Source organism: Geobacillus sp. GHH01 (assembly GCF_000336445.1).
Classification (GTDB): Bacteria; Bacillota; Bacilli; order Bacillales; family Anoxybacillaceae; genus Geobacillus; species Geobacillus zalihae.
Genome location: NC_020210.1, coordinates 3,184,071 through 3,204,977 on the forward strand (window position 1 = coordinate 3,184,071; position 20,907 = coordinate 3,204,977).

Genomic DNA, 20,907 nt, shown 5'->3' on the forward strand with positions numbered 1-20,907 from the left:
ACTCAATAATCTTTTTTTGTCGCAAAGACATTAATAGACTTCCTCGTTTCGATTTCCGATGGAAGATGCTTTAACGTGCCATTATCTTCTATCAAGTATATTTTATATCCATAGTCAATTAACAACTTCTGAAGCTCTATATCGGAAAATCCTAATCTTGATAAACAAATAGGATTAATTTCTAACATAATATCTGGTGCTTTGGAAGATGAGAGGAGATGTTCAGCTCCCTGAAAAGCAAGCATTTCTGCTCCTTCAATATCAACTTTAATAAAATCTACTTTATGAATCTCGTTTTGTTTAACATAATCATCCAAGCAGATAGTTTCTACCTTTTCTCGGTAATAAACGTGTTCAAATTGCTGCACAATTGATTTCATTCCTCCATGCTCATCAGAGTTAGAATACAAAGTCATATAACCATTAGCATTCGAAACAGCGACTTGATTAGCCACCACATTTGACAATTGATTCAAATAGATATTATCCACCAGTTGTCTAAAGTTTTTGCGATCCGGCTCAAAACAATGGACTATCCCACTATTTCCAACTTTTCGGGCAAACATTAAAGTATAATAACCGACATTCGCACCTAAGTCAAAAACCGTTTGGCCCAGCTGAATTTGTTGTAATAAAAATCGAGTTTCCTTTTCCTCATAATAGCCGTAATTGTAAATGGTGTTCTGGATAAACTCCTTTATGTTAAGCAACATTTTAAATTCAATATTGCCTAGCTTTACCTCATGAATAATTTGTTCCTCAGGAATATCTTCATAGTTGTAATACAACTGTTTTCCTACTTTCCAATAAAACAATGGATCAAACTTCTCCGTATCATACAAAACGAACGCCTTAGAGCGTAATCCATTTTTCTCTAATCCCGACAAAATTTCATTTTGAAAAGAGTGTGAGGAAACAACAATGTACTTAATATGATCAATCCAATCAAGAGCCTCTTGAAGCGAGTATACTGGGATTCCCATTATTTGATCATATTCTTTATAAGAAGAAACAATCCCTCGGATAGAATGGAGCGAAATATTTTTTTCTCTCAGAAACCCTAACAAAGCAACAGTATGTTCTCCCGCTCCCCAAATCAATATTTGGTCTTTATCGTCCAGCAAACATGTAAATAAATTCAAAATTTTTTTTTGCACCTTATATCTCCCTATCATTTTGTTCTCTTTCCTCCTATATAATCCTTTTTTTACCGGATACATTTTGTAATAATGATCCAGATTAAATCACATTTGGAAGTCGCATCCCTTTTTAGGGTAGGTATAGTGTTTGATACATTTCATTTTTTACGAAATATACAAAAAATAAAATTATACGCCAAATGAAGGAACTAACAATATTTTTCATATATATCTATGAGCCTTGGCAAAACAGCCTTCTCTAAGTCGTGGTACTCCTCTACATATTTTCTTCCTTGTTCGCCTGCATAAATCATTTTTTCTTTATCATCTATTAATTGGTCAATAACCTTTTCAAGATTATCTATCGTCGCGGATATAATAGGCAGATCATGAGGATAACCTTTTTTAACAAAATCGTTGATATAAGTAATGACTGGCTTTTTTAGCGCCATTGCTTCAATCGATAACATTCCGTAAGCCCCGTATAATAGATGATCAATAATAATATCTCCTTTGGCTAGCTCTTTGAGAAAATCATTATGATTTTGATTCTCGATTAAAATAAATTCGATATCGTTTCTCTTCAAACATACTTTCTTTATAGCATCAACAATATAGTCTGTCCCTTTAAATGTTCGATTTGTCGGAGCATGAATAATTTTCAACCTTCTCTTTCGCGTTGAAGTAATTGGTTCATAATCATAATTTTCAATACTATATTTATCCAATCGCAAATCAATTGGTAAAGGTAGTATTTCTACGTAATCATAGAAGGGTTGCACATATTCGGCCAATTCTAAATCTTGTACAATTGATACAGGGATCCATTCAGCGCAATTTTTTATGTATTTAACTACCTCATCCTCATTCACCAAAAAATCTTTATACATCAATCTCGCATACGGATTAAATTTCTCCAATACACTAGGTCGCCTTACATCAGTTCCATTGTGGTGCATAAATAATTTTTTTCCTTTAGAAGACAAATAAATCAAATCTTTCTGGTCATATAAAAATGTGTGGGCAAAAAAGAAATGAAAAATATCGTAGTGATCTTTATGTTCTTCGAATATTTTTTGACGAATTGCTATTTTTTCGTGTTTAGTAAATTGATTAATATCAAAGTCAATATCAGATTTTTCAAAGTAATGTTTTAAAAATGAGACAGACTTAGTATCGAACCCTTTTTCTCTAAGTGCATTTGCAAAGGTAGTATTCAACCCACAAATAGATATTAGCCCGTAAAATATTTTCAAGCTCAAGCTATTTCATCCTTCCATCAACATTCTATATTCCAAAACATTCCTTTTCCACTTTCTAAGACCAAAAGCTTCTAATCCTTCACTTCTATTCGCTGAAAAATAAAGATTCTATCATCAGCCAACTTTATCTCCACATCGTATATCCTTGGTGACAATCCTGATATTTGGAATAAAATCTGTTCAAATTGTGGAGAAAATAAATCACCTATTTTTCTATCTTGAGCAGAGAAGTTCCTTTTATATCCCCTCATAATTACTTGCAATTGATCCGAACACTCCACGTGCCTCGCCCCAATCACCCGAAGCGCCGTCCCTTTAAACGTAAACTTAATCGTGGCATTCGGTTCGTTCGTTTCGTAATATGCGCTGATCACATCCGCTTCTCCGGACGATTGTTTTTCAATTTTAATCTCCTTTTTCCGCCATTGGCCGATGTATTGAAATTCACTAGATGTGCATTCGCGTCTCTTCCAGCCATCGTCCTTCTGTTTCAGGGCGGGATGCAGATAGGTTTGCACCAACGGCGCCATTTCGTTATAGACTTGCTGGCATAGATGCAAATAACTGCGGAACGCCCGAACCACCTTGCCCGCTTTCACAACGGGATCTTGCTCTTTGCGGATGTTGTGCGCTTCTTTTTGCAGCATTTCCGTATAGACACGAACGACAGGCCGGACGTATACGTCAAAAAAGTCGTTTTGGGTGAAGCGGCGGAACTGCTCATCGAAGCGGGCGAATAATTTGAGCAATTTGTCTTCTTTTTTTCGAATAGCGGCTCGCTCCAACTCATGAAACATGGCTTCAAGCTCATGATATCTCTTGATGAAATCGGTCATCGCACGCTTCATGTTCCCGATTTTGTCTTCCATCCCTTGCGTCGGGTTGCGTTCTTGGCCGGCATGCCAGTTTTCATTCACGACTTTCTTCGTCAACCGGTTTTGGATGACGGCCTCCAGCGGAAGAAATGGTGCGCCAGAAATATCCGCACCGCCTTTTGTTGTGTTGATGACTTCGATCTGAGCATACTTCTGGATATAGTGCTCCATCAGCAGCCGCATTTGGTTGAGCGATTCATTCGTCGTGACAAGGCGGCCGTATACGTCCTTTACTTGCATGAGGCCGCGCCGCTCATGTTCGAGCACTTCAGCGGTCTGCTTTTCTCCCCGTTTGATTTCTTTCGCATAATAGTAATTGTCGCGAAAGGCGAAATTTTGCCCGACAAGAATGACCGGATTCGCCTCCAGCTTCGCCAAGATTTGCAATGTAATGATGGCGATGGAGAACGCATCGTCGATCACTTCGCTGTGGTCAAGGCTGTCCAAATAGTATGGCGTTACCGTGTCTTGGGAGGTGACGGCGTAAAACTTTGGCCCTTTGTATTGTTGAATCGTTTCGTATCCGACGCTCGTCCCGTAAATCATCGGCACGTTGGCGTCAATGCCTTTGTCAATCATGTCCCAAAACACAGCGAAATTATGAGCCTGTGGATCATACGTGCAAACGGCGTCGGGAAGGATGCCGTTCGCCACTAACGCTCGATTCGCTGATCCGACGGCAAAGATATAGGCCAGCCCTTTTTCCTTTATATAGCGAAGGTTGTCATATTCCTCCTGCAGCGACGGCCCAGCGGCCACAAGCAAAACCGGTTTGGAACGAAAATGTTCTTTTCGGCTGAAAATGCTTGGCGACCTCCACGTTGTCGGCAAGTTCATCAAGCTGTTCAATGTCCAGCGCTTGCCAAAGGCAAATTCGGTCGCCAAGTTGATGCGCTTTGACTGGAGAATATCTCGAAACTGTCGGACAAATTGCCGATATTGGTCGACGAAAATGCGCTCATAACTCGGCAGCGCCACAAGCCCCACATTCGTCTCGAGCGCGTTGGCAAACTCAGCAAAGAACTGCCTGCGCGATTCCTCGCCGGTTTCGACATACAAATAGCGAAGCCGATGAAGCGGCCATTCGGTCACCCGTTTGTACGACAGAAAGCGGAAAAAGATCCATGGATTTGGTTCATAAATGGTGAACGACTTATCAGGAAACATGGATAACAGTTTTTCGACATGATAGCCGAGCCCGATGCCGTAAAAAAACAAATGGTCGCATTGCTCCACTTGGTCTTTGAGCTGCTCGACGAGGCGCTCGGCTTCCTGTTCGGGATTGTATTTGCTGTGCAAATACAGAGGGCGTCCATCCACATGAACTTGAATCGTCGGCGGCCCAGCATGGGACGGGACGATTTCATATTGTTTCCAAACCGATTCATGCTCAATTTGCTTCCATAGCTGCCAAATGGATGGATAGCGGTTTTGCAAAAATTGTTCATTCTCTGCCAACAACATGATGCTCATCGCTCCATCACTCACCTTTTCCCCTATATTAAGCCTTCTGCCAAAATCCAACGGCGCAATGTTTCTTTATCAATCATCTCGCCTTGAAACGGGTTTTGGCACGGGCGGATGCTCCATTCCTTTGGATAGGCATGCGGCTTCCAGCCAAAGGGAGGGCCGATCACATACATGTCGTCCGTTTCCCACGCCGTATGCGCTTCATCTTCTGTCATCAGCTCTTCATACATTTTTTCCCCCGGGCGCAAGCCGATCTCTTTAATGCGAATGGGCTCGTTGATGCGATATTTCTTGGTGACTTCTTCAATCATCACCTCAACTAAATCTTTCAGCGCCACCACGGGCATTTTCAGCACAAACACTTCTCCGCCCACGGCCAGTTCGTTCGCTTTCAAAAGGAGAGAAATGGCCTGCGACGGCGTCATCATGTAGCGAAGCATGTCCATATGGGTGACGGTCACTTCTCGATCCTCTAAAATCTGCTTTTTAAACAACGGAATGACCGAACCGCGCGACCCCATGACATTGCCGAACCGCACCGCCGAGAAAATCGTTTTCTTCGGTCCTTTTTGATACTCGGTCGCCGCGATCAACCGTTCCGCCGTCAGCTTTGTCGCGCCGTACGTGTTCGTGGGCGAAATGGCCTTATCCGTGCTGGTGAATAACACCTTTTTCACTCCGGCGCTCAAAGCGGCTTGAATGACATTTTGCGTGCCGATGATGTTCGTTTTCACCGCTTCAAACGGATTGTATTCACAAGCGGGCACATGCTTCATGGCGGCGAGATGAAAGACGTAGTCAATATCCTCCATCGCCCGCAGCACCCGCGCTTCGTCGCGGACATCTCCGATTAAATAGCGAAGCACTTTGGCATGTTGTTTGAATTGTTGCGCCAGTTCAAACTGTTTATGCTCATCGCGGCTGAAAATGCGAATGACGCTCGGGTCATGCTGCAAGAGCGCTTTGGTGAGATGCTGTCCGATCGTCCCCGTGCCGCCGATAATTAAGATTTTTTTTCCTGTGTAAATGCTCAATTCGGTTCACTGCCTTTGCTGTCTGCGTTTAGTTCACAACATTGACTTTTACGTGCTCTATAATGTCCTTCCATAGCGGCTTGATCTCATACTGGATCAAGTCGGCGATCAAAATCGCGTCGCCTGCTTCTACAGCTTCGAGCAATTGCCGCAATTGTTCCGCCAGCGTTTCCCGGATGCGAGCGAGCGCTTGGCGATCAAGCGAATGTTTCGGGTGTTCGGTGAGCCAATAAAGAGCTTGGTCGATCCATTGGATTCCTTCCAGCATTTGCTCGAATCGCATCCACGCATCTTCCGAAGGCGTTTGGTAAAACTCATCAATGATGCGCTCAATCTCTGGCAAGGCGCGCAGCAAATACGAATGCATCGTCTGGAGTACATCTTGTATGTATTCTTCGATCGTCACCGCTACCACGTCAATCGTGCGGATGAAATCGATTCGTTCCTCCACATAGGTTTCAAAATCGTCATATACTTCGACGCCATCGATGACGAGATGACTCAATTGCCGATCCGCCTCGTCAATCATGGAGAAGATTTTTTGGAACATCGCTTCAAGCTCTGATCGATCATTGCGATATTCAAACGTCTGTCCGAAAATGTTGAGTTGCATGTCCTGCACTCTCCTACACGAGATTTGTCGACTACTCTCTGACACCTTCTATCATTATTATCGGATCATTTTTGTCAGTGTGAAGCGAATGAGATTCGGAAAATTATTCCGAACAAAATAAAAGAGAACGGCCTCTCCCCGAGGTCGAGAAGAGGCCTGATTGTTCTTTTCGATTATCGCAGCAGCTGAAGCACGCTCTGCGGTTGTTGGTTCGCTTGCGCCAACATCGATTGGGCCGCTTGGGTGAGAATGTTTTGTTTCGTAAATTCCATCATTTCCTTCGCCATATCGACGTCGCGGATGCGCGATTCCGCCGCCGTCAAGTTTTCCGCCGACGTATCCAAGTTGTTGATCGTATGCTCTAAGCGGTTTTGATAAGAACCGAGACGGGCGCGCTCTGTCGAAACGGTGTTGATCGCGATGTCGATTTTCGAAATCGCCGCCGTTGCGCCGCTGAAAGACATGATATTTAAAGCATATTCAGGCGTGCTGGCGTTGCTAACGTCTGTCAATTGGTTCGTTGCACCACTTGTAAATGTAGCGCTAGAAATGCCTACCTTAAGTTCATTCGATACGCTCGTACCGTTTGAAGTAGTAGCAGCACCTAAGCCACTAGCTTTGCTACCGGCCGCTGTCCCTGCCAAGCCAAGCGCTTGGGCGCGCATATCGAAAATTTTAATTTCAAACGACTGATTGGTGTTCGCCCCGATTTGCAGTTTAATCGGGCTCGCGCCGCTCACATTGCCGTTCAACAATTTTTGCGTGTTGAATTCCGTCGTATTACCGATCCGGTTGATTTCGGACGTCAATTGGTTGAACTCTTTTTGCAGCTGCTCGCGGTCTGCTTGCGTATTCGTGCTGTTGGCCGCCTGCGTTGCCAGCTCGCGCATCCGCTGCAGGATGGAGTGCACTTCATTCAGCGCACCTTCCGCCGTTTGAATGAGCGAGATACCGTCTTGAGCATTGCGGCTCGCTTGCTCCAACCCGCGAATTTGGCCGCGCATTTTTTCCGAGATCGCAAGACCCGCCGCATCGTCGCCCGCGCGGTTGATGCGGAGGCCAGACGAAAGTTTTTCAATGGATTTCGAAGCGTTGGTCGTATTGGTCGTCAACTGCCGATACGTATTCAACGCCGCAATGTTGTGGTTGATTCTCATGTTCTCTTCCTCCTTGAAATGATGTTTTCCACGTCCTTGTGGAACGGCGGGGCTAGGGCGAAAGTCGGCCGCCTTTCGCCATATGCCGCGCTCACTTTTTATATCGGCGCGTTTTTTGGAAGTTTAATAGGGAAATTTAAATTTTTTGTCGATGGGGCGAAAAAAGCGCCGCGTGGGCGCTTCAGCGTTATGGTTGTTTCCATTGTTTCAGCTTGGCGGTCAGTGCGGCGAGCGAGGCTTCGGACGCTTCGGCGGCGGCGTTGTTTTCCGCCTGAATGGCAAGATACACTTCTTTGCGGTGGATGTCGATCTGTTTTGGCGCGTTGATGCCGAGTTTCACTTGGTCGCCTTGGATGGCGAGGACGGTGATTTCGATGTCGTCGCCGATTTGGATCGCTTCTTTGATTTTGCGTGTTAGGACAAGCATCGGACCGCCTCCTTTACGTCGCCGCTTTTTCCGGGAAGAGGCGATGTTTCGTTTTGTACGGGGTGTTCGTTAAGATCACTTGCTTGCCGATTCGTTTTCGGGCGTTGATGACCACGGGCGCCTGCAAGTTCGCCGTCGTGTTGTCGAACGGGTCGGCAACCGTCAAGATGACGTACACCGCGACGTCGCGTTCGCTTTCGATGTCAAGCTGTTCGACCATCGCTTCATCCAGTTCAAATTCGTACGACGGAAAGTACGAAAACGGCTCAATCAAGATAAACCCGAGCGCAGGGGTCTTGACCGACTGCAAGATGACAAACGGCGTGTCGGCGAGCGGAAGAAGGACGAACCGCTTCTCGTCCGCGAATCCGGGCAGGCCATGGGGAAAGTGGACGATGTCTTGCTCGTTCACCGCCACCGTTCCATGGTATTTCGTGTCGATGTTCATCCCTTGTTCCTCCTATTTTCGTCAAATGACGACGTCAATGTGAAGCGACGGGCGCTGGGCGAGATCGATCTTGACCGCCCCTTGCTGGCAGCGGATGATCGGCGCATGCGGTTTCACATCAATGCGCGGCGCGTAGGTGTTCCAGTCGATCGTGAGTCTGCCCGGTTCATAGTCGACCTTGACGCTAAACGGCGGCGGGACGAGGGCGATGTTAAACTCAAGCGGCGGGCCTTCGCTGTTGGCCTCCGCCTGCTCGATGAGCGGATCGCCGCCGTGTTCAATGCGCATCAGTTCATCGCCTTGAATGGCGGCGCGCTCGATGAAGTCGAGCACCGCTTGCTGCCCGTCAGCGGCCGCGTCTTGAATCAGTCGAAATACGTGCTTGTTGTTCACCGCCGCCCACGCCTCGGTCTGGTCGATCGTCAAGCGCGCGGGGATGGAAGCGACGCTCATTTCGGCAGGCGGCTGTTCAATCGTCATCTCGGCGGGCGGCTGGGCGATGTCAAGCCGCGCAGGTTCGCTTGAGATCGCCAGCTTGGCGTACGTCGCTTCCATCTTAAGCTGCGGAATGCGCATGGCCATCGCTCCTTTTGGCGGGCATTACGCTAGTTTAACGCAAAAAGTCGACCAACGTCGGCTGAATGACGCGCGCGCCGACGGCCAACGCCGCGCGGTGGACGCTTTCTTGCGTTTTCAAATCGGTGATGACTTTTTCAAGGTCAACGTCTTCGTTGTCCGACAACATTTTTTCCGCGATCACCTGCTGGCTGTCGATGCGGTCTTCCATCAGCTCGATCCGGTTCATGCGCGCGCCGAGTTCGGCGCGGACGCCGAGCAAATTCGTCAAATGGCTGTCGAGTTTGTCTAAATAGCCCGTTACATCATTACCGGTCGTACTCGGATTTTCGAGGGAAGCGGCCAAGTTTTGCAAGTCGGCAAACAATCCGCTGCCTGCCCCGAACGCTGTGCTCGGCGGAATGTTGACCGGAATGTAAATGCCTTTGGCAAGCTCAATGTTCAGCTGTTGGCTGTTTGCCGACACCGAAATCGTGCCGTCCGGGTTCACCGTCACAGGCGGCTCGGTCGTTTTCGCGCCGTTGAAAATGTATTTGTCGCCGACTTTCGTATTGGCGATCGTGACCAAATGTTCGGTCAACTGGCGCACTTCTTTGGCGATCGCCTGGCGCTGCGTTTCTTCGTATGTGTCGTTGCTCGCCTGCACGACGAGCTCGCGGATGCGCTGGAGCGCCTGCGTCGCCTTATCGAGCGCCGAATCGGAGTTTTCCACCCAGTTGTACGCTTCCGAGAAGTTGCGTTTGAACTGCTCGACTTCGGCTAAATTCGAACGGTAGGCGATTCCTTTCATCGCCACAACCGGATCGTCCGACGGGCGGGTGATTTTTTTCCCCGTCGAAAGCTGGGTTTGATATTTGTCCAAATTGGCGTAGCTTCGGGTAATCTGCTTAAGCGTATTGTTCGCCAACATGCTTTGCGTAATGCGCATCACCGTTCACCTACCTTCCGACGACGCCCATGCCGTTGATGAGTTTATCGAGCATTTCGTCAATCACCGTAATCTGCCTTGCCGCGGCGTTGTAGGCGTGCTGGTATTTGATCATGTTCATCATCTCTTCATCGAGCGACACGGAGCTGACGGACTGCCGTTTTTCCTCCACCGACTGGCGCAGCGTTTCGCTGTTCGTTTTCATCCGGTTCGCCTGTTCACCGTCGACGCCAAGCTGGCCGATCCAGCCTTGATAGTTCGTTTCAACCGTGCCTGAGGAAAGCGGCAAATTCAGGGACGCCAAGTTGACGGCGATGTTGTCTTGCAGCGAAACGGTCGCATTGGACAGAAGCAGGCTGCGGACGTTGGCGAGGTTGATGGCGTTGTTGCCGTTCCCTGTTTCCCCGCTTTTTGTGGACGCCGCGATGTTCGCCAAATCGTCGATGTCGGCGGCGAGCTTGATCGTTTTCGCCGCGCCGCTTACGGCACTGATCCCATCAAAAAACGGGTGATTCGTGCTCCCGTTTAGCCCGTAGCCTTGTTGATGAACGGCGTTGAGCACCGTGCCGAACGTATAGGCGAGTTTGTCCAAGTTGGCAAGCATGTCGGGGTACAGCCCTTTGACGATCGGCTGGCCGCTGGCGTCGGTTCCTGTTTGATAGCCGTATCCTTCGATCAACCCGCGCAATTTACCGTTCGGAAGAGAGGAAAAGGAAACGGTCGTCCCGCTGACATCAAGCGTATTGACGCCTGAAGCGGGGGGCATTTCCTTCACCCCGTCGCCGTCGACATCACTGCCGTCGGGAAATGACACAACAGACGCCGTGCGCCCTTGAACGAGATACACTTTCGCGCTCCCGTTCATCACGTAAACGTCGTACGTTCCTTCGGCCATGGGCAAAGCGTTTCCGCCGGTTGGATGCTTTTCCACGCCGATCTCCATATATTGCGACAGCTGGTCGACCAACCGATCGCGCTCGTCGTACAAGTCGTTCGGCAAATAGCCGTTCGGTTCGATTTCGGCGATCCGTTCATTCAACGCGCTGATTTGGTTGAGAAGGGAATTGATTTCCGTCACCGTCGTGCCGATTTGCGTGCCGATGTCCGTGCGGATTTGCGTCAAGGAATTGGACAAGTAATGGAACGTCTCGACGACCGCCAACCCGCGCTGGCGCACGACGGAGCGCGCCCCTTCGTTCTCCGGCTGGGTGCTCAAATCTTGAAGCGCCTGCCAAAACTGGTCCATCGTTTTCGCCAACCCGCTGTCGGACGGCTCGTTCATGATATCTTCCATCTTCGCCACCGCATCCGCGCGCGCTTCCCAGTACCCGAGCTTGCTGTTTTCGCCGCGGTATTGGATGTCGAGGAAATATTCACGCACCCGTTCGACCGACGACGCTTCCACTCCTGTCCCCATTTGCCCTGGGATGTTCGGGCGGTTGAGGCCGGGCGTCGGGAACGGCGGCGTCGGCCGCAGTTGAACGCGCTGCCGTGTATACCCTTCCGTATTGGCGTTGGCGATGTTATGGCTTGTCGTGTACAAGGCGGCTTGTTGGGCCATCATGCCGCGCCGGGCGGCTTCAAGGCCGTGGAATGTCGAGAGCATCGTTCTTCCTCCTTACGCTTTCGATTCAAACAGCGGTCGCTCGGGCGAAGGGGCGTATTGTTGCGTGCGGCTGTACGTGGACGGCGTTGGGGCGAACGTCTCGAGCATCGCGGTGACAAACTGGAGCGACTGCTCAATGAGCTGGCGGTTTAATTCATTCGCCTCGGCCACCGCGTTCACAGCGGTCTGAAGCCGCGCTTGGCATTCCCTCAGCTCCTCGCGCTCCTTGCCTTTTGCCAGATCCATGCATCGGGAGAGGGTCGCCGCCTCATCGCCGAGCGTCTCCTTCAGCCATCGCTGCCGCCGTTCCTCGAGTTGGCGGATGGCCAAAATATGCTTCTGTTCGTCGGCAAGCAAAGCCGACAGCGCCTCGATGTCGTTTTTCTTCAACGCTTCCGTCTTCCTCCTCGACAGCGCCAGCAAGCTTTCATAAAGCTCACTGTGCGCCCGCAACAGACGAATGAGTGGGGCAAATGTCATCTCGATCCGCTTCCTTTATCGATGGTTTCGGTAATACTCGATCATCCGCTTGGCGACCGCCCGCGGGTCGACTTCGTATGCGCCGGTTTCAATTTGTTGGCGCAGCTCTTCAAGTTTCGCTTGCCGCGCCTGTTCCCAGCTTGCCGCTTCTTGCAGCTCTTTCGCTTCTTTGGAAATTTCCACTTGATCGCCATTGGCTTTCCCCGCCGCCAGCCGCTCTGTTTTGACGAGCTGGCGTTGATACGGGTTGACGTTCATTGAACCGATATGGTGGATTTTCATCGCGTTCACCTCTCTTGACCGACACGGTTCACATCGTGCTACTGTTTATATCGGAACACTGACGGAAATGTTTAGCGCTCTTTATGATCTTGGCTGTAATAAGTGGCGCGGCGGGAACGAGCTTCTTTTTCCTTTTCCCCCTCCGCCCGCCGCAAGTCGGCTTGCAGCTGGCCGAGGCACTTGGCGCATAGCCGCCCTTCACGGATCAGCGCACCGCACGAGTCGCAAGGGTAGCCGAGATTCGGGAAATGAACAAGCTGCAACCGCCCTGCGCGAATCCATTTAATGATCAGCTTCTCCTCCACCCCTGTCGCCTCCACCACTTGCGCCATCGTCGCCGTGCGGTTTTCCCGTCTGCGCAAAAACGCGTAAACGCGTTCAAATTGCCGTTCTTCTTCTTGATAGCACGACTCGCATACGTCGCGGGTCGATAACTTGACAAACAACCGCCCGCACTTCGAACAATTGGCTAGTTCCGCCATCGTGGATCCCTCCCGATCATGGCCATAAAGCCGCCTTATAAAAGCGATTAGGTTGAATAACGGCGTCTTCTCGTGATCACCGGCTTGGCGCCGACATCATCCCTCTGTCAGCGCCGCATTTCTGCATGCGGCGCCGTTAGCCATCTTCTACAGCCGCAAGCAGGTCGACCACGGGGCTATGTTGATGCCCACATAAACAGAGCGGTTATGTGTAAATGTTGATGATCAATCCTTGAATCTCGCCGACAAGCCGCAAAATCTCAAGCCCCTTTTGTTCTTTTTTCAACACTTCGTTCGTCAGTTCAACGAGCTTTTGATCCACTTCCTTCACGAGCTTATAAATGCGCGCCCGCCCGCCGCGGCTGAAGCCGCGCTGTTCTTCGAGCTGCAGGCCGTTTTTCACCGCGTCGTCCAAAAACGACTTGACGAGCTGTTTGTATTTGCGCAAATCCTCAACCGTCCGCGACTCGGCAAGCTTCTTCCCTTGCTCCTCGATTTGGCGGACTTGTTCGTTGATCCGCTCCCATACGACGTCGCGGCGCGTTTTCGCCATCACTTCAGTGAAGGACACCGATTCCATCGGGGCATCATCTTTGCGGCCCACGTTCGCCAGCCCTGTGCGCGTCACTTTTTGCACTTCCATCGCCATCACCTCTCGCTACCCCCATTATCGCACAATCATAGCAAAAGGGCGAGGCGTTTATGCCCCGCCCAATGCGGTCCGATTAGCTTTTCAAAAGCTGCAAAATCCCTTGCGGCAGCTGGTTCGATTGCGCGAGCATCGCCTGCGCCGCTTGCGTCAAAATGTTGTTTTTCGTAAACTCGGCCATCTCCATCGCCATATCCGTATCGCGGATGCGGGATTCAGCGGCGGTCAAGTTTTCGTTCGCGGTTGTCAAGTTGTTAATCGTATGCTCAAGGCGGTTTTGGTAAGCGCCCATTTTCGATCGCGTTTTCGACACTGATATAATCGCTTCATCTAATTTTGCAATAGCAGCTTGGGCATTCGCCACCTGCTTGATATCCAATGAGTTAATATCTTTCTTGTCTTCTCCAAGGGAATCTTTTTTTTGTTTTTCCCACGATATTGTCAAGGACTGTCCATTATTCGGCCCCAGCTGGATCGTAATATTTTGGCCGCTGGCTAAAATATTCATAGTGTTAAATTGTGTATCCGTTCCGATCCGTTCAATTTCATCTTTCAATTGTTGGAATTCGCTGTCAAGTGCTTCGCGGTCCGTATCTTGGTTCGTCCCATTCGCCGCCTGCACAGCCAGCTCGCGCATCCGCTGCAGGATGCTGTGGACTTCGTTTAACGCCCCTTCCGCCGTTTGGATGAGCGAAATCGCATCGAGCGCGTTCCGTTCCGCCATTTGCAGGCCGCGAATTTGCGAGCGCATTTTTTCCGAAATGGCAAGCCCTGCTGCGTCGTCAGCCGCACGGTTAATGCGCAAACCGGAGGAGAGGCGCTCCAAGTTTTTCGAAATGCTCGATTGATTGGCCGCCAAATTGCGGTAGGCGTTGAGCGCCTGAATGTTATGGTTGATTCGCATCGAAACCGACTCCTTTGCTTAAGATTGCTCATAGGCGACAAACTGCTCATACGCTGCTGTTTTGGGCTTTCGCACCGTTTGCGCGGGGGAGGCGCCGCTCTTCAGCGCCTCGTTCCACGCGGTGGCGATCGTAGCCGTTAATTGCCACACTTCCTGAACAATCTTCACGTCTTTTTTCATATTCGCCTCGATGAGGCGCCCAGCCATATAGTTGTAAAGCGCATCCAACTGATGGGCGATAATGCCCGCGTCATAGCGCAATCCAACGCCGAGTCGGCGAAGGATGTCGTTTCCTTTTTGCAGTTGTTTGTTCGCTTTCCAATAGTCTTTTTGTTCAAGGGCCGCGATGGCCTCTTCCAAACATTCCATCAATCCTTCATATAACAATGCCGTCAGCTGTTGCGAGTTTTTTTGGTAAATCCATTCTTCTGTAAAAAAATCCACTATGTATTACCCCCATTTTTATATCGGTCGTTATTTTAGGCATGTTTAGTGATTTTTTTCAAGTTCCTGAATTAAAATGAGTATTTCAGCAATGACCGCATACAATTGCGGCGGAATGCGGTCGCCAAGATCAAGCTGAAGCAAGTTTTGCACGAGCAATGGGTCTTCTTGAATCGGGATGTGATGCTGTTTCGCCAGTTCAATGATTTTCTGCGCCACATGTCCGCTTCCTTGGGCGACGACAGTCGGCGACTGGCCCGACGATTCGTCATACCGGATGACGGCCGCCGTCGGACCAGTCATTTGCTTTCGTTTTTTTTGATTGAAATATTGCGCCATCATATCGTGAAATCGTACCCTCTTTCCGTAAACGGTCCGTACAGGCGAACGGATGGCACCCGTTTTTCTTCTTCCTGCCGCTTCGTTTCATTCGTCAGCTTTGCGATGTTGACCATTTTGACGTGGTAGCCGATCTCCTCCAATCGCTTTTTTGCCATATCGATGAACGGCGCGGCTTTTTGGGCAAAGTCATCGCGGTCGTTGCGAAGGGTGACGGACAAGCTTCGCTCATTGGCTTGAAGCAAAATGCCGAGGTCTCCCAGTTTTTTCGTCTCCAGCAAGAAATACAGCTGACAGTTTTCCCAATCGATTCGCTCGCCATCTTGGCGGGCGTTGACATAGACGTTGACGTTCCGCACTTCATTTTGCCATCGCAACGGCAAGGAGAAGAACAGGCTTTGCATGCCCACTCCTGCGTCCCAGCGGTTTAACAGCTGTTGGCCAGTCAAATTGGCCAGCGCTTGCACCGACTGGCGCGCGATGGGTTCATTTTCGCTTTGCACAAGCTGCAAGAGCGCCGCCTTCATATTTTGCAGTGTTCCTTCCTCGTCCGCACCTTTTTGCACGAACGATTCAACCGCCTCATACTCGTGGGTAAAACCAAACCGTCGGAATGCTTCAAACAGTTGCCGTGCTGATGGGCCGTCAACGAACGGCTGCGTCGCTTCGTTTATGTGCCGGAGAAACGCTTTGGACGCATCTTCCTGCGGTTCTCCCAAACCGACCACAAAATGCTTCACTTTTGCTTCGGAAAGTTTCAGTTCCATATTCGCAAGGGTCTCTTTTACCCCATTGACCAATTTTCGAGCGCCTTGCTCATCCCCTTGATGAAGCCGCTTTTTGGCTTCGGCCAGCTGGGAGCTCGCCTTCATCAGCTGCTTTTCCGTCGCCATGTCCGTAAACAGCATCAAATCACTTTTTAAAATGACGTTGTCCAACTGCTTAATTGCGCTTTCCAAGTACTGTTTTGCCTGCAAGCGGGCGGCTTGTCCTCTTTGTTCCGCCCAGTGCAGCACCGTCTCCAAATGGCGCATCACATTGCGCTTCACAATCTGAAAGTCACGGGACGCCTGTGCCATTTTGGCTGTGACCGTTTGCACGAGAAAGTCTTTCGTTTGCATCGGCACACTCGCTTGCATCCATGTTCCATTAAGCGGAACATAGTCCGATGATCCCGAGGAAAGGGTTTGTTCCATGTCACTCAACATATCGAACAACGCTTTCCGGGCAGCAAGCTCTCTTCCGTTTTCCATCGACTGGCGCGCTTCGGTCAATGCTTCGTTGAACGCCTGCCTCCAGGCAGGATGAATCTGAACTCCTTCTCCAATCTCCTTTTGAATCAAGTCAAGCGCTTGTTCAAGATGCGGCTCTTTTTTCAGTTGCTCGATGGCATGAAGAACCTTGTCGCGCAATAAATTGATCGCTTGCATCATCTCTGTGCCATTTGCCTTTTGATGCGGTTCGGACAAAAGAGCTGTTAATCGTTGCAGCAATTGTTGAACGAATTCTTGTGGAGAACCAACACGGGACATAGAAGTTGACGCCCTGTCATCCAATTTTCCTTCCATGGAAACGCGGAATTTCTTTTGTTCATTCACCTTCAGCTCCTCTACCATATCTACGAGCCTCTCTCCGAGCGGCTTCCCATGCAGCGCCTCATGGACAGCGACAAGGTGGGTGCTGGTCAGTTCCAGCTTTTTATTGATGACCACACGAACAGTATCTAATTTCTGCTCTACGGTGCCTGGGGCTTCGGTGAAAAACGTCCGCAAGGTGGAAACGATCTCTTTTGTGAGCGATTGTCCATGTTTTTGCAGCCAAGCCCCGACCTGTCTCAGCTCAGGTGATAACGGTTCAGAAGCAGAAAAATGAACCGCTTGTTTGTCCGTCTCTTGCGGCGGACGGGGAACGATTCGCGCCACAGGAACTCCTTCTTGTTCACCGACGATTTGGATCGTTGCACGCCCTTCCTGCGGCCATTCCCCTTCCGTTTGCACCCGCACGTCGGTCCCCTTGATTGCGACAACGGCGGCGCCCCCTTGGCTTTCTTTGATGACAGCATCGTATGTTTCGCCTTTTTGCACGATCAGCGTTTGATTAGGCGACGTTATCGATTGTCTGGTAAAAACGTTGCGAATTTCCATCCCCGTTCACCTTCCGCTCCATTCAGTTGCTACTGTTTATATCGGCATCCTGCAGGCAAATGTTTAGCCTGCTCACGCCCGCACCAACGTCAACGCCCACACCTCCGCCGCCCCCGCCTCAAGCAGCACGCGGGCCGCGTGGCGGACGGTGATGCCCGTCGTGTAAATGTCATCGATAAGAACGATTCGCTTCCCATTTATCGGCGGATGTCCTGAGAGAAAAAACGGGTTGTCGGTGTCCAGCCGTTCGTGGCGCGATTTTTTCGACTGCTTCTCGGAATGCCGGCGGGCCAGCCAAGGGAAATACGGGGATGGAAGCAAGCGGGCGAGCGCTTCCGCTTGGTTGAAGCCGCGCTCATACAGGCGTTCGCGGCTTAACGGGATCGGGACGACGTGCCAGCCGCGGCCGAAATGGCGGCGAAACGCTTGGGAAAACGGACGGCGGAACGCCTCGACGATGGCATAGTCGCCGCGGAATTTCCACAAGGCGACGACGTCTTTCATCCAGTCGTTGTATAGATAGACAGATCGGTTTTTCACGAGCGCCCTCCCCCATTGTTCATCTTCCTGCCACCTTAGACAGTCGGCGCACAGCGATGGCTTGGCTTCCTCAAGCGGACGGCCGCACATCTCGCAAAGGCGGCCGTGAATGACGGCGAACGACCCGCGGCAGCGCGGGCAAAGGACGTCAAGGTCTTCGAGGAAAAGAAGCTGGCGCCAGCTGTTAATCGGGTTATATGGAGAATGGCAAAGAAGGCAGTTCATGGGCGCAGCAGCCCCCTTTTTCGCGCTTCTTCGTTCATGCGAAGGATATGGCGGCGCGCCCGCACCATCTCGTTCGTTTTCCCGTGATGGAAAAAGCGGACATCGCCGTCAGGGAACGCGGCGTGGCGGCCGACGCGGCCGGCGATTTGCACGAGGGCGCTTTCCGTGAAAATGCGGTCTTCGGCGCCAAGGACGGCGACATCGATGTTCGGCACGGTCACGCCGCGCTCAAGGATCGTTGTTGTGACGAGCAGCGGCACGCGCCCATCGCGAAACGCCTGAACGTGCTCAGCTCTGTCTGGGGCTTCGGCATGAACGCCGACGATGCGGGGATCGACGCGCTGCAAGAGGCGGGTGACCGCTTCAAGCTCATCGATATGGGGAACGAACAAAAACGCTTGTTTTCCCTGCGCCAAACGATGGAGAACCCACGCAAGGACGTTTTCGGGCAAGCGGCCGCGCTCTAACCGTTTGCGCCAATTGCCGCACCATTCCAACACGGGGACGGGAAGCGGACGGCCGTGGTAGCGGGCGGGGATGACGGCGGCGTTCCGTTTGCCTCTTGTGATGTCAAGCTGCCAATCGCGGGATGGGGTGGCGGTTAAATAAATGAGGCTCGACTGTTCTTTCCGCGCTTGACTGACGGCGTATTGGAGCATCGGCTCAACAGAATATGGGAAGGCATCGACTTCATCCACGATCATAACGTCAAAGACGCGGTAAGCCCGCAGCAACTGGTGGGTGGTTGAGAGGACCAAGGAAGCGATCCGCCCGCGCTCTTCGCTTCCGCCGTACCATACGGCAAGCGGAACGCGCGGAAACGCTTGACGAAAGCGGGGAGCAAGCTCGCGGACGACGTCGACACGCGGCGTGGCTAGGCCAACGCGCCAGCCCTTCTCGAGCGCGGCGGCGATGGCGGGAAACAAAATCTCGGTTTTCCCTGCACCGCATACAGCCCAAACGAGCAGTTCGCTTCGATCGAGCACGGCCTGTTTGACAGCCATAGCGGCATCCTCCTGAGCGGCGGACAGCGTCCCATCCCAAACAAGCGGCGCCTCGTGCCGCTCGGACGGAAGCGGCATCGTCACGTGCACAAGGTGAGTGCAGGAGCTGATGCGCCCCATCACAAGACACTTGCGGCAATACGCGCAATCCGATCCACAGCGGGCGCATGGAAACGAGGCGAACAGATGGCGATCATCATTTCCGCAACGGCCGCAGCGCCAGCCGCGCGCTGTTTTGATGAGCCCGGGCTGTTCGCATAGCGAACCGGTCTGGATGGCGGCAGCGACTTCTCCATCAGGAAACGGCAGCTGCTCTCGGGGTAGGCGCTGGCCATTGAGCCAAGCGACGAGCGGGGAAGCAGCGGCTGATGGGGGAATGTACAATGAGCATCACTCCTTTTGTCATTTAGGAAAAGCATGTCTCCTAGTCGGGAGCCAAAAAGAGCGGATGACGCGGCAAAAACGCCATGGAAAACCACCCTCTCCCCAAGTTGAGAGACTTGAAGCGCATAAAGGTACAGGAAGAGCGATCTCACGGCATTCTTTAGAAGGCTGGTAATAAAAGACGGGTGTCATGCACAAAACAACAACATTCGATCAGAAAAGAAAGTGGAGATGAAAAGGCCTTTCCAAATGGAATCAGGATGTGGTTTGACCGTCTTTTTCACGACATATCGGCCTTCGAAAGAAATGGATGCGGCGAAACCTGATGCCAGCGAAGATTCACAGGAGAGTCATGGAGCCGATCGATAACGTGTTTCGACAACATTCCCAGGGAAATAGCGACAAGTTTTTCAGGAAAGGAAAACGGTTCGACAAGTTCGGCCAGCCCCGCATCTTCGGTCCGTTTCATAAAGCAGAGAGAAACCTACTGTACAACAAATTCGCCGCCGCGCAAGGCGGAGCGCACCGTTCCGCCTTGCGCTTGGCTGCAGCGCCTCGAGACGGCGCTTTGCAGCCCCGGCTTAAGGCTGATACCACGTCAACCCGAGCGCGCCTTCGCCGACATGCGTGGCGATGACGGGACCAAAATAGCTGATCGAAAATTCGACGTGCGGATAGCGGGCGGACAGCTCATCGCGCCAGCGGCCCGCTTCATCCGGCTGGTTGGCGTGGATGATGGCGGCTTTGAGCGGCACACCCTTTTCCGCATCTTCGGCGAACAGCTCTTCGATGCGGTGGATCGCTTTTTTGCGCGTGCGAATTTTTTCAAACGGCACGATCACTTTGTTTTCAAAGCGAAGAAGCGGCTTGATTTGCAAGAGGCCGCCGATGAACGCCTGCGCCCCGGTCAGCCGTCCGCCCCGCTGCAGATGGGCCAAGTCGTCGACCATAAAGTAGGCGCGCAGCGTTCGCTTCATCTCATCGAGGCGGGCGAGAATCTCGTCCGGCGCTTTCCCCGCTTGCGCCATCTCGGCGGCTTCGATGGCGTAAAACCCTTGCGCCATGCAGCTGATTTCCGAATCGTAGGCGTAAACGCGCAATCCGTCCACCATCGTCCCTGCCGTGACCGCCCCTTGGTACGTGCCGCTGATGCCGCTTGAGAGGTGGATGCTGATGGCAGCGTCGTACCCTTCCTCACGAATGGCAGTGAACAAGTCGACAAATTCGCCGACTGAGGGCTGCGATGTCGTCGGCAGCTTCGGGTGCTGCTTGATTTTGGCGAAAAATTCATCGGCCGTCATATCGATCTCTTCGCGATATGTTTCGTCCCCAAAAATGACGCTGAGCGGAATCATCCGGATGCCGAGCCGCTCGCGCACGTCTTTTGGCAAATAAGCCGTGCTATCGGTGACAATCGCAATTTTCACGGGCGCCATTCCTTCCTGATTCAGCCTTTTCTGCCATTATACCAAAAAGACTGGCTGTCCACCACCGC

Annotated in this window: 23 protein-coding genes; all 23 read right to left on the reverse strand. The window is 51.2% G+C overall.

What is annotated here, in order from left to right:
- Positions 1-2 precede the first annotated feature (2 nt).
- Entirely contained in the window at positions 3-1,157 is a 1,155-nt protein-coding gene (locus tag GHH_RS15800) for an FkbM family methyltransferase (protein ID WP_168105298.1), read from the reverse strand.
- A gap of 191 nt (positions 1,158-1,348) precedes the next feature.
- Entirely contained in the window at positions 1,349-2,401 is a 1,053-nt protein-coding gene (locus GHH_RS15805) for a glycosyltransferase family 4 protein (protein ID WP_015375842.1), read from the reverse strand.
- Positions 2,402-2,472: 71 nt separating this feature from the next.
- Positions 2,473-4,749: a motility associated factor glycosyltransferase family protein gene (locus GHH_RS15810; protein WP_236612573.1), complete on the reverse strand. Its 2,277-nt coding sequence runs from the start codon at positions 4,747-4,749 to the stop codon at positions 2,473-2,475.
- A 23-nt stretch (positions 4,750-4,772) separates the two neighbouring features.
- Positions 4,773-5,780 (reverse strand): UDP-N-acetylglucosamine 4,6-dehydratase family protein, encoded by a 1,008-nt coding sequence (locus GHH_RS15815; protein WP_015375844.1) that lies wholly within the window; start codon positions 5,778-5,780, stop codon positions 4,773-4,775.
- Between the two features lie 28 nt (positions 5,781-5,808).
- A complete protein-coding gene (locus GHH_RS15820) occupies positions 5,809-6,393 on the reverse strand; it encodes a hypothetical protein (protein WP_015375845.1) in 585 nt (194 codons plus the stop codon).
- A 173-nt stretch (positions 6,394-6,566) separates the two neighbouring features.
- Complete coding sequence (locus GHH_RS15825; RefSeq protein WP_015375846.1) at positions 6,567-7,550, reverse strand: flagellin; 984 nt, start codon at positions 7,548-7,550, stop codon at positions 6,567-6,569.
- Between the two features lie 187 nt (positions 7,551-7,737).
- On the reverse strand, positions 7,738-7,977 hold the full coding sequence (gene csrA, locus GHH_RS15830; RefSeq protein WP_015375847.1) for a carbon storage regulator CsrA: 240 nt from the start codon (positions 7,975-7,977) through the stop codon (positions 7,738-7,740).
- Between the two features lie 13 nt (positions 7,978-7,990).
- Positions 7,991-8,425: a flagellar assembly protein FliW gene (gene fliW / locus GHH_RS15835; protein WP_015375848.1), complete on the reverse strand. Its 435-nt coding sequence runs from the start codon at positions 8,423-8,425 to the stop codon at positions 7,991-7,993.
- Between the two features lie 21 nt (positions 8,426-8,446).
- The gene (locus GHH_RS15840; protein ID WP_015375849.1) at positions 8,447-9,001 is read right to left on the reverse strand and encodes a DUF6470 family protein; all 555 of its coding nucleotides are present in this window, start codon (positions 8,999-9,001) and stop codon (positions 8,447-8,449) included.
- A gap of 34 nt (positions 9,002-9,035) precedes the next feature.
- Complete coding sequence (gene flgL / locus GHH_RS15845; RefSeq protein ID WP_015375850.1) at positions 9,036-9,929, reverse strand: flagellar hook-associated protein FlgL; 894 nt, start codon at positions 9,927-9,929, stop codon at positions 9,036-9,038.
- A gap of 10 nt (positions 9,930-9,939) precedes the next feature.
- Positions 9,940-11,535: a flagellar hook-associated protein FlgK gene (gene flgK, locus GHH_RS15850; RefSeq protein WP_015375851.1), complete on the reverse strand. Its 1,596-nt coding sequence runs from the start codon at positions 11,533-11,535 to the stop codon at positions 9,940-9,942.
- Positions 11,536-11,547: 12 nt separating this feature from the next.
- Positions 11,548-12,015, reverse strand: a complete 468-nt coding sequence (locus GHH_RS15855; RefSeq protein ID WP_015375852.1) for a flagellar protein FlgN — start codon at positions 12,013-12,015, stop codon at positions 11,548-11,550.
- A 15-nt stretch (positions 12,016-12,030) separates the two neighbouring features.
- Entirely contained in the window at positions 12,031-12,297 is a 267-nt protein-coding gene (gene flgM / locus GHH_RS15860) for a flagellar biosynthesis anti-sigma factor FlgM (RefSeq protein WP_015375853.1), read from the reverse strand.
- 71 nt (positions 12,298-12,368) lie between these two features.
- Positions 12,369-12,779 (reverse strand): TIGR03826 family flagellar region protein, encoded by a 411-nt coding sequence (locus tag GHH_RS15865; RefSeq protein ID WP_015375854.1) that lies wholly within the window; start codon positions 12,777-12,779, stop codon positions 12,369-12,371.
- A gap of 205 nt (positions 12,780-12,984) precedes the next feature.
- Positions 12,985-13,422 (reverse strand): YaaR family protein, encoded by a 438-nt coding sequence (locus tag GHH_RS15870; RefSeq protein ID WP_015375855.1) that lies wholly within the window; start codon positions 13,420-13,422, stop codon positions 12,985-12,987.
- An 82-nt stretch (positions 13,423-13,504) separates the two neighbouring features.
- Positions 13,505-14,332 (reverse strand): flagellin, encoded by an 828-nt coding sequence (locus tag GHH_RS15875; protein WP_015375856.1) that lies wholly within the window; start codon positions 14,330-14,332, stop codon positions 13,505-13,507.
- An 18-nt stretch (positions 14,333-14,350) separates the two neighbouring features.
- The gene (fliS, locus tag GHH_RS15880; RefSeq protein ID WP_015375857.1) at positions 14,351-14,776 is read right to left on the reverse strand and encodes a flagellar export chaperone FliS; all 426 of its coding nucleotides are present in this window, start codon (positions 14,774-14,776) and stop codon (positions 14,351-14,353) included.
- A gap of 45 nt (positions 14,777-14,821) precedes the next feature.
- Positions 14,822-15,118 (reverse strand): EscU/YscU/HrcU family type III secretion system export apparatus switch protein, encoded by a 297-nt coding sequence (locus tag GHH_RS15885; protein WP_013146438.1) that lies wholly within the window; start codon positions 15,116-15,118, stop codon positions 14,822-14,824.
- Positions 15,115-17,259, reverse strand: coding sequence for a hypothetical protein (locus tag GHH_RS15890; RefSeq protein ID WP_015375858.1), 2,145 nt, complete (start codon positions 17,257-17,259; stop codon positions 15,115-15,117). The genes GHH_RS15885 and GHH_RS15890 overlap by 4 nt, the downstream gene beginning before the upstream one ends.
- A gap of 72 nt (positions 17,260-17,331) precedes the next feature.
- A complete protein-coding gene (locus GHH_RS15895) occupies positions 17,332-18,024 on the reverse strand; it encodes a ComF family protein (protein WP_015375859.1) in 693 nt (230 codons plus the stop codon).
- Positions 18,021-19,412 (reverse strand): DEAD/DEAH box helicase, encoded by a 1,392-nt coding sequence (locus GHH_RS15900; protein WP_015375860.1) that lies wholly within the window; start codon positions 19,410-19,412, stop codon positions 18,021-18,023. The genes GHH_RS15895 and GHH_RS15900 overlap by 4 nt, the downstream gene beginning before the upstream one ends.
- A 280-nt stretch (positions 19,413-19,692) precedes the next feature.
- Positions 19,693-19,881: a hypothetical protein gene (locus GHH_RS19255; RefSeq protein WP_041470600.1), complete on the reverse strand. Its 189-nt coding sequence runs from the start codon at positions 19,879-19,881 to the stop codon at positions 19,693-19,695.
- Positions 19,882-19,993: 112 nt separating this feature from the next.
- Complete coding sequence (locus GHH_RS15910) at positions 19,994-20,839, reverse strand: DegV family protein (protein WP_015375861.1); 846 nt, start codon at positions 20,837-20,839, stop codon at positions 19,994-19,996.
- Between the last annotated feature and the right edge of the window lie 68 nt (positions 20,840-20,907).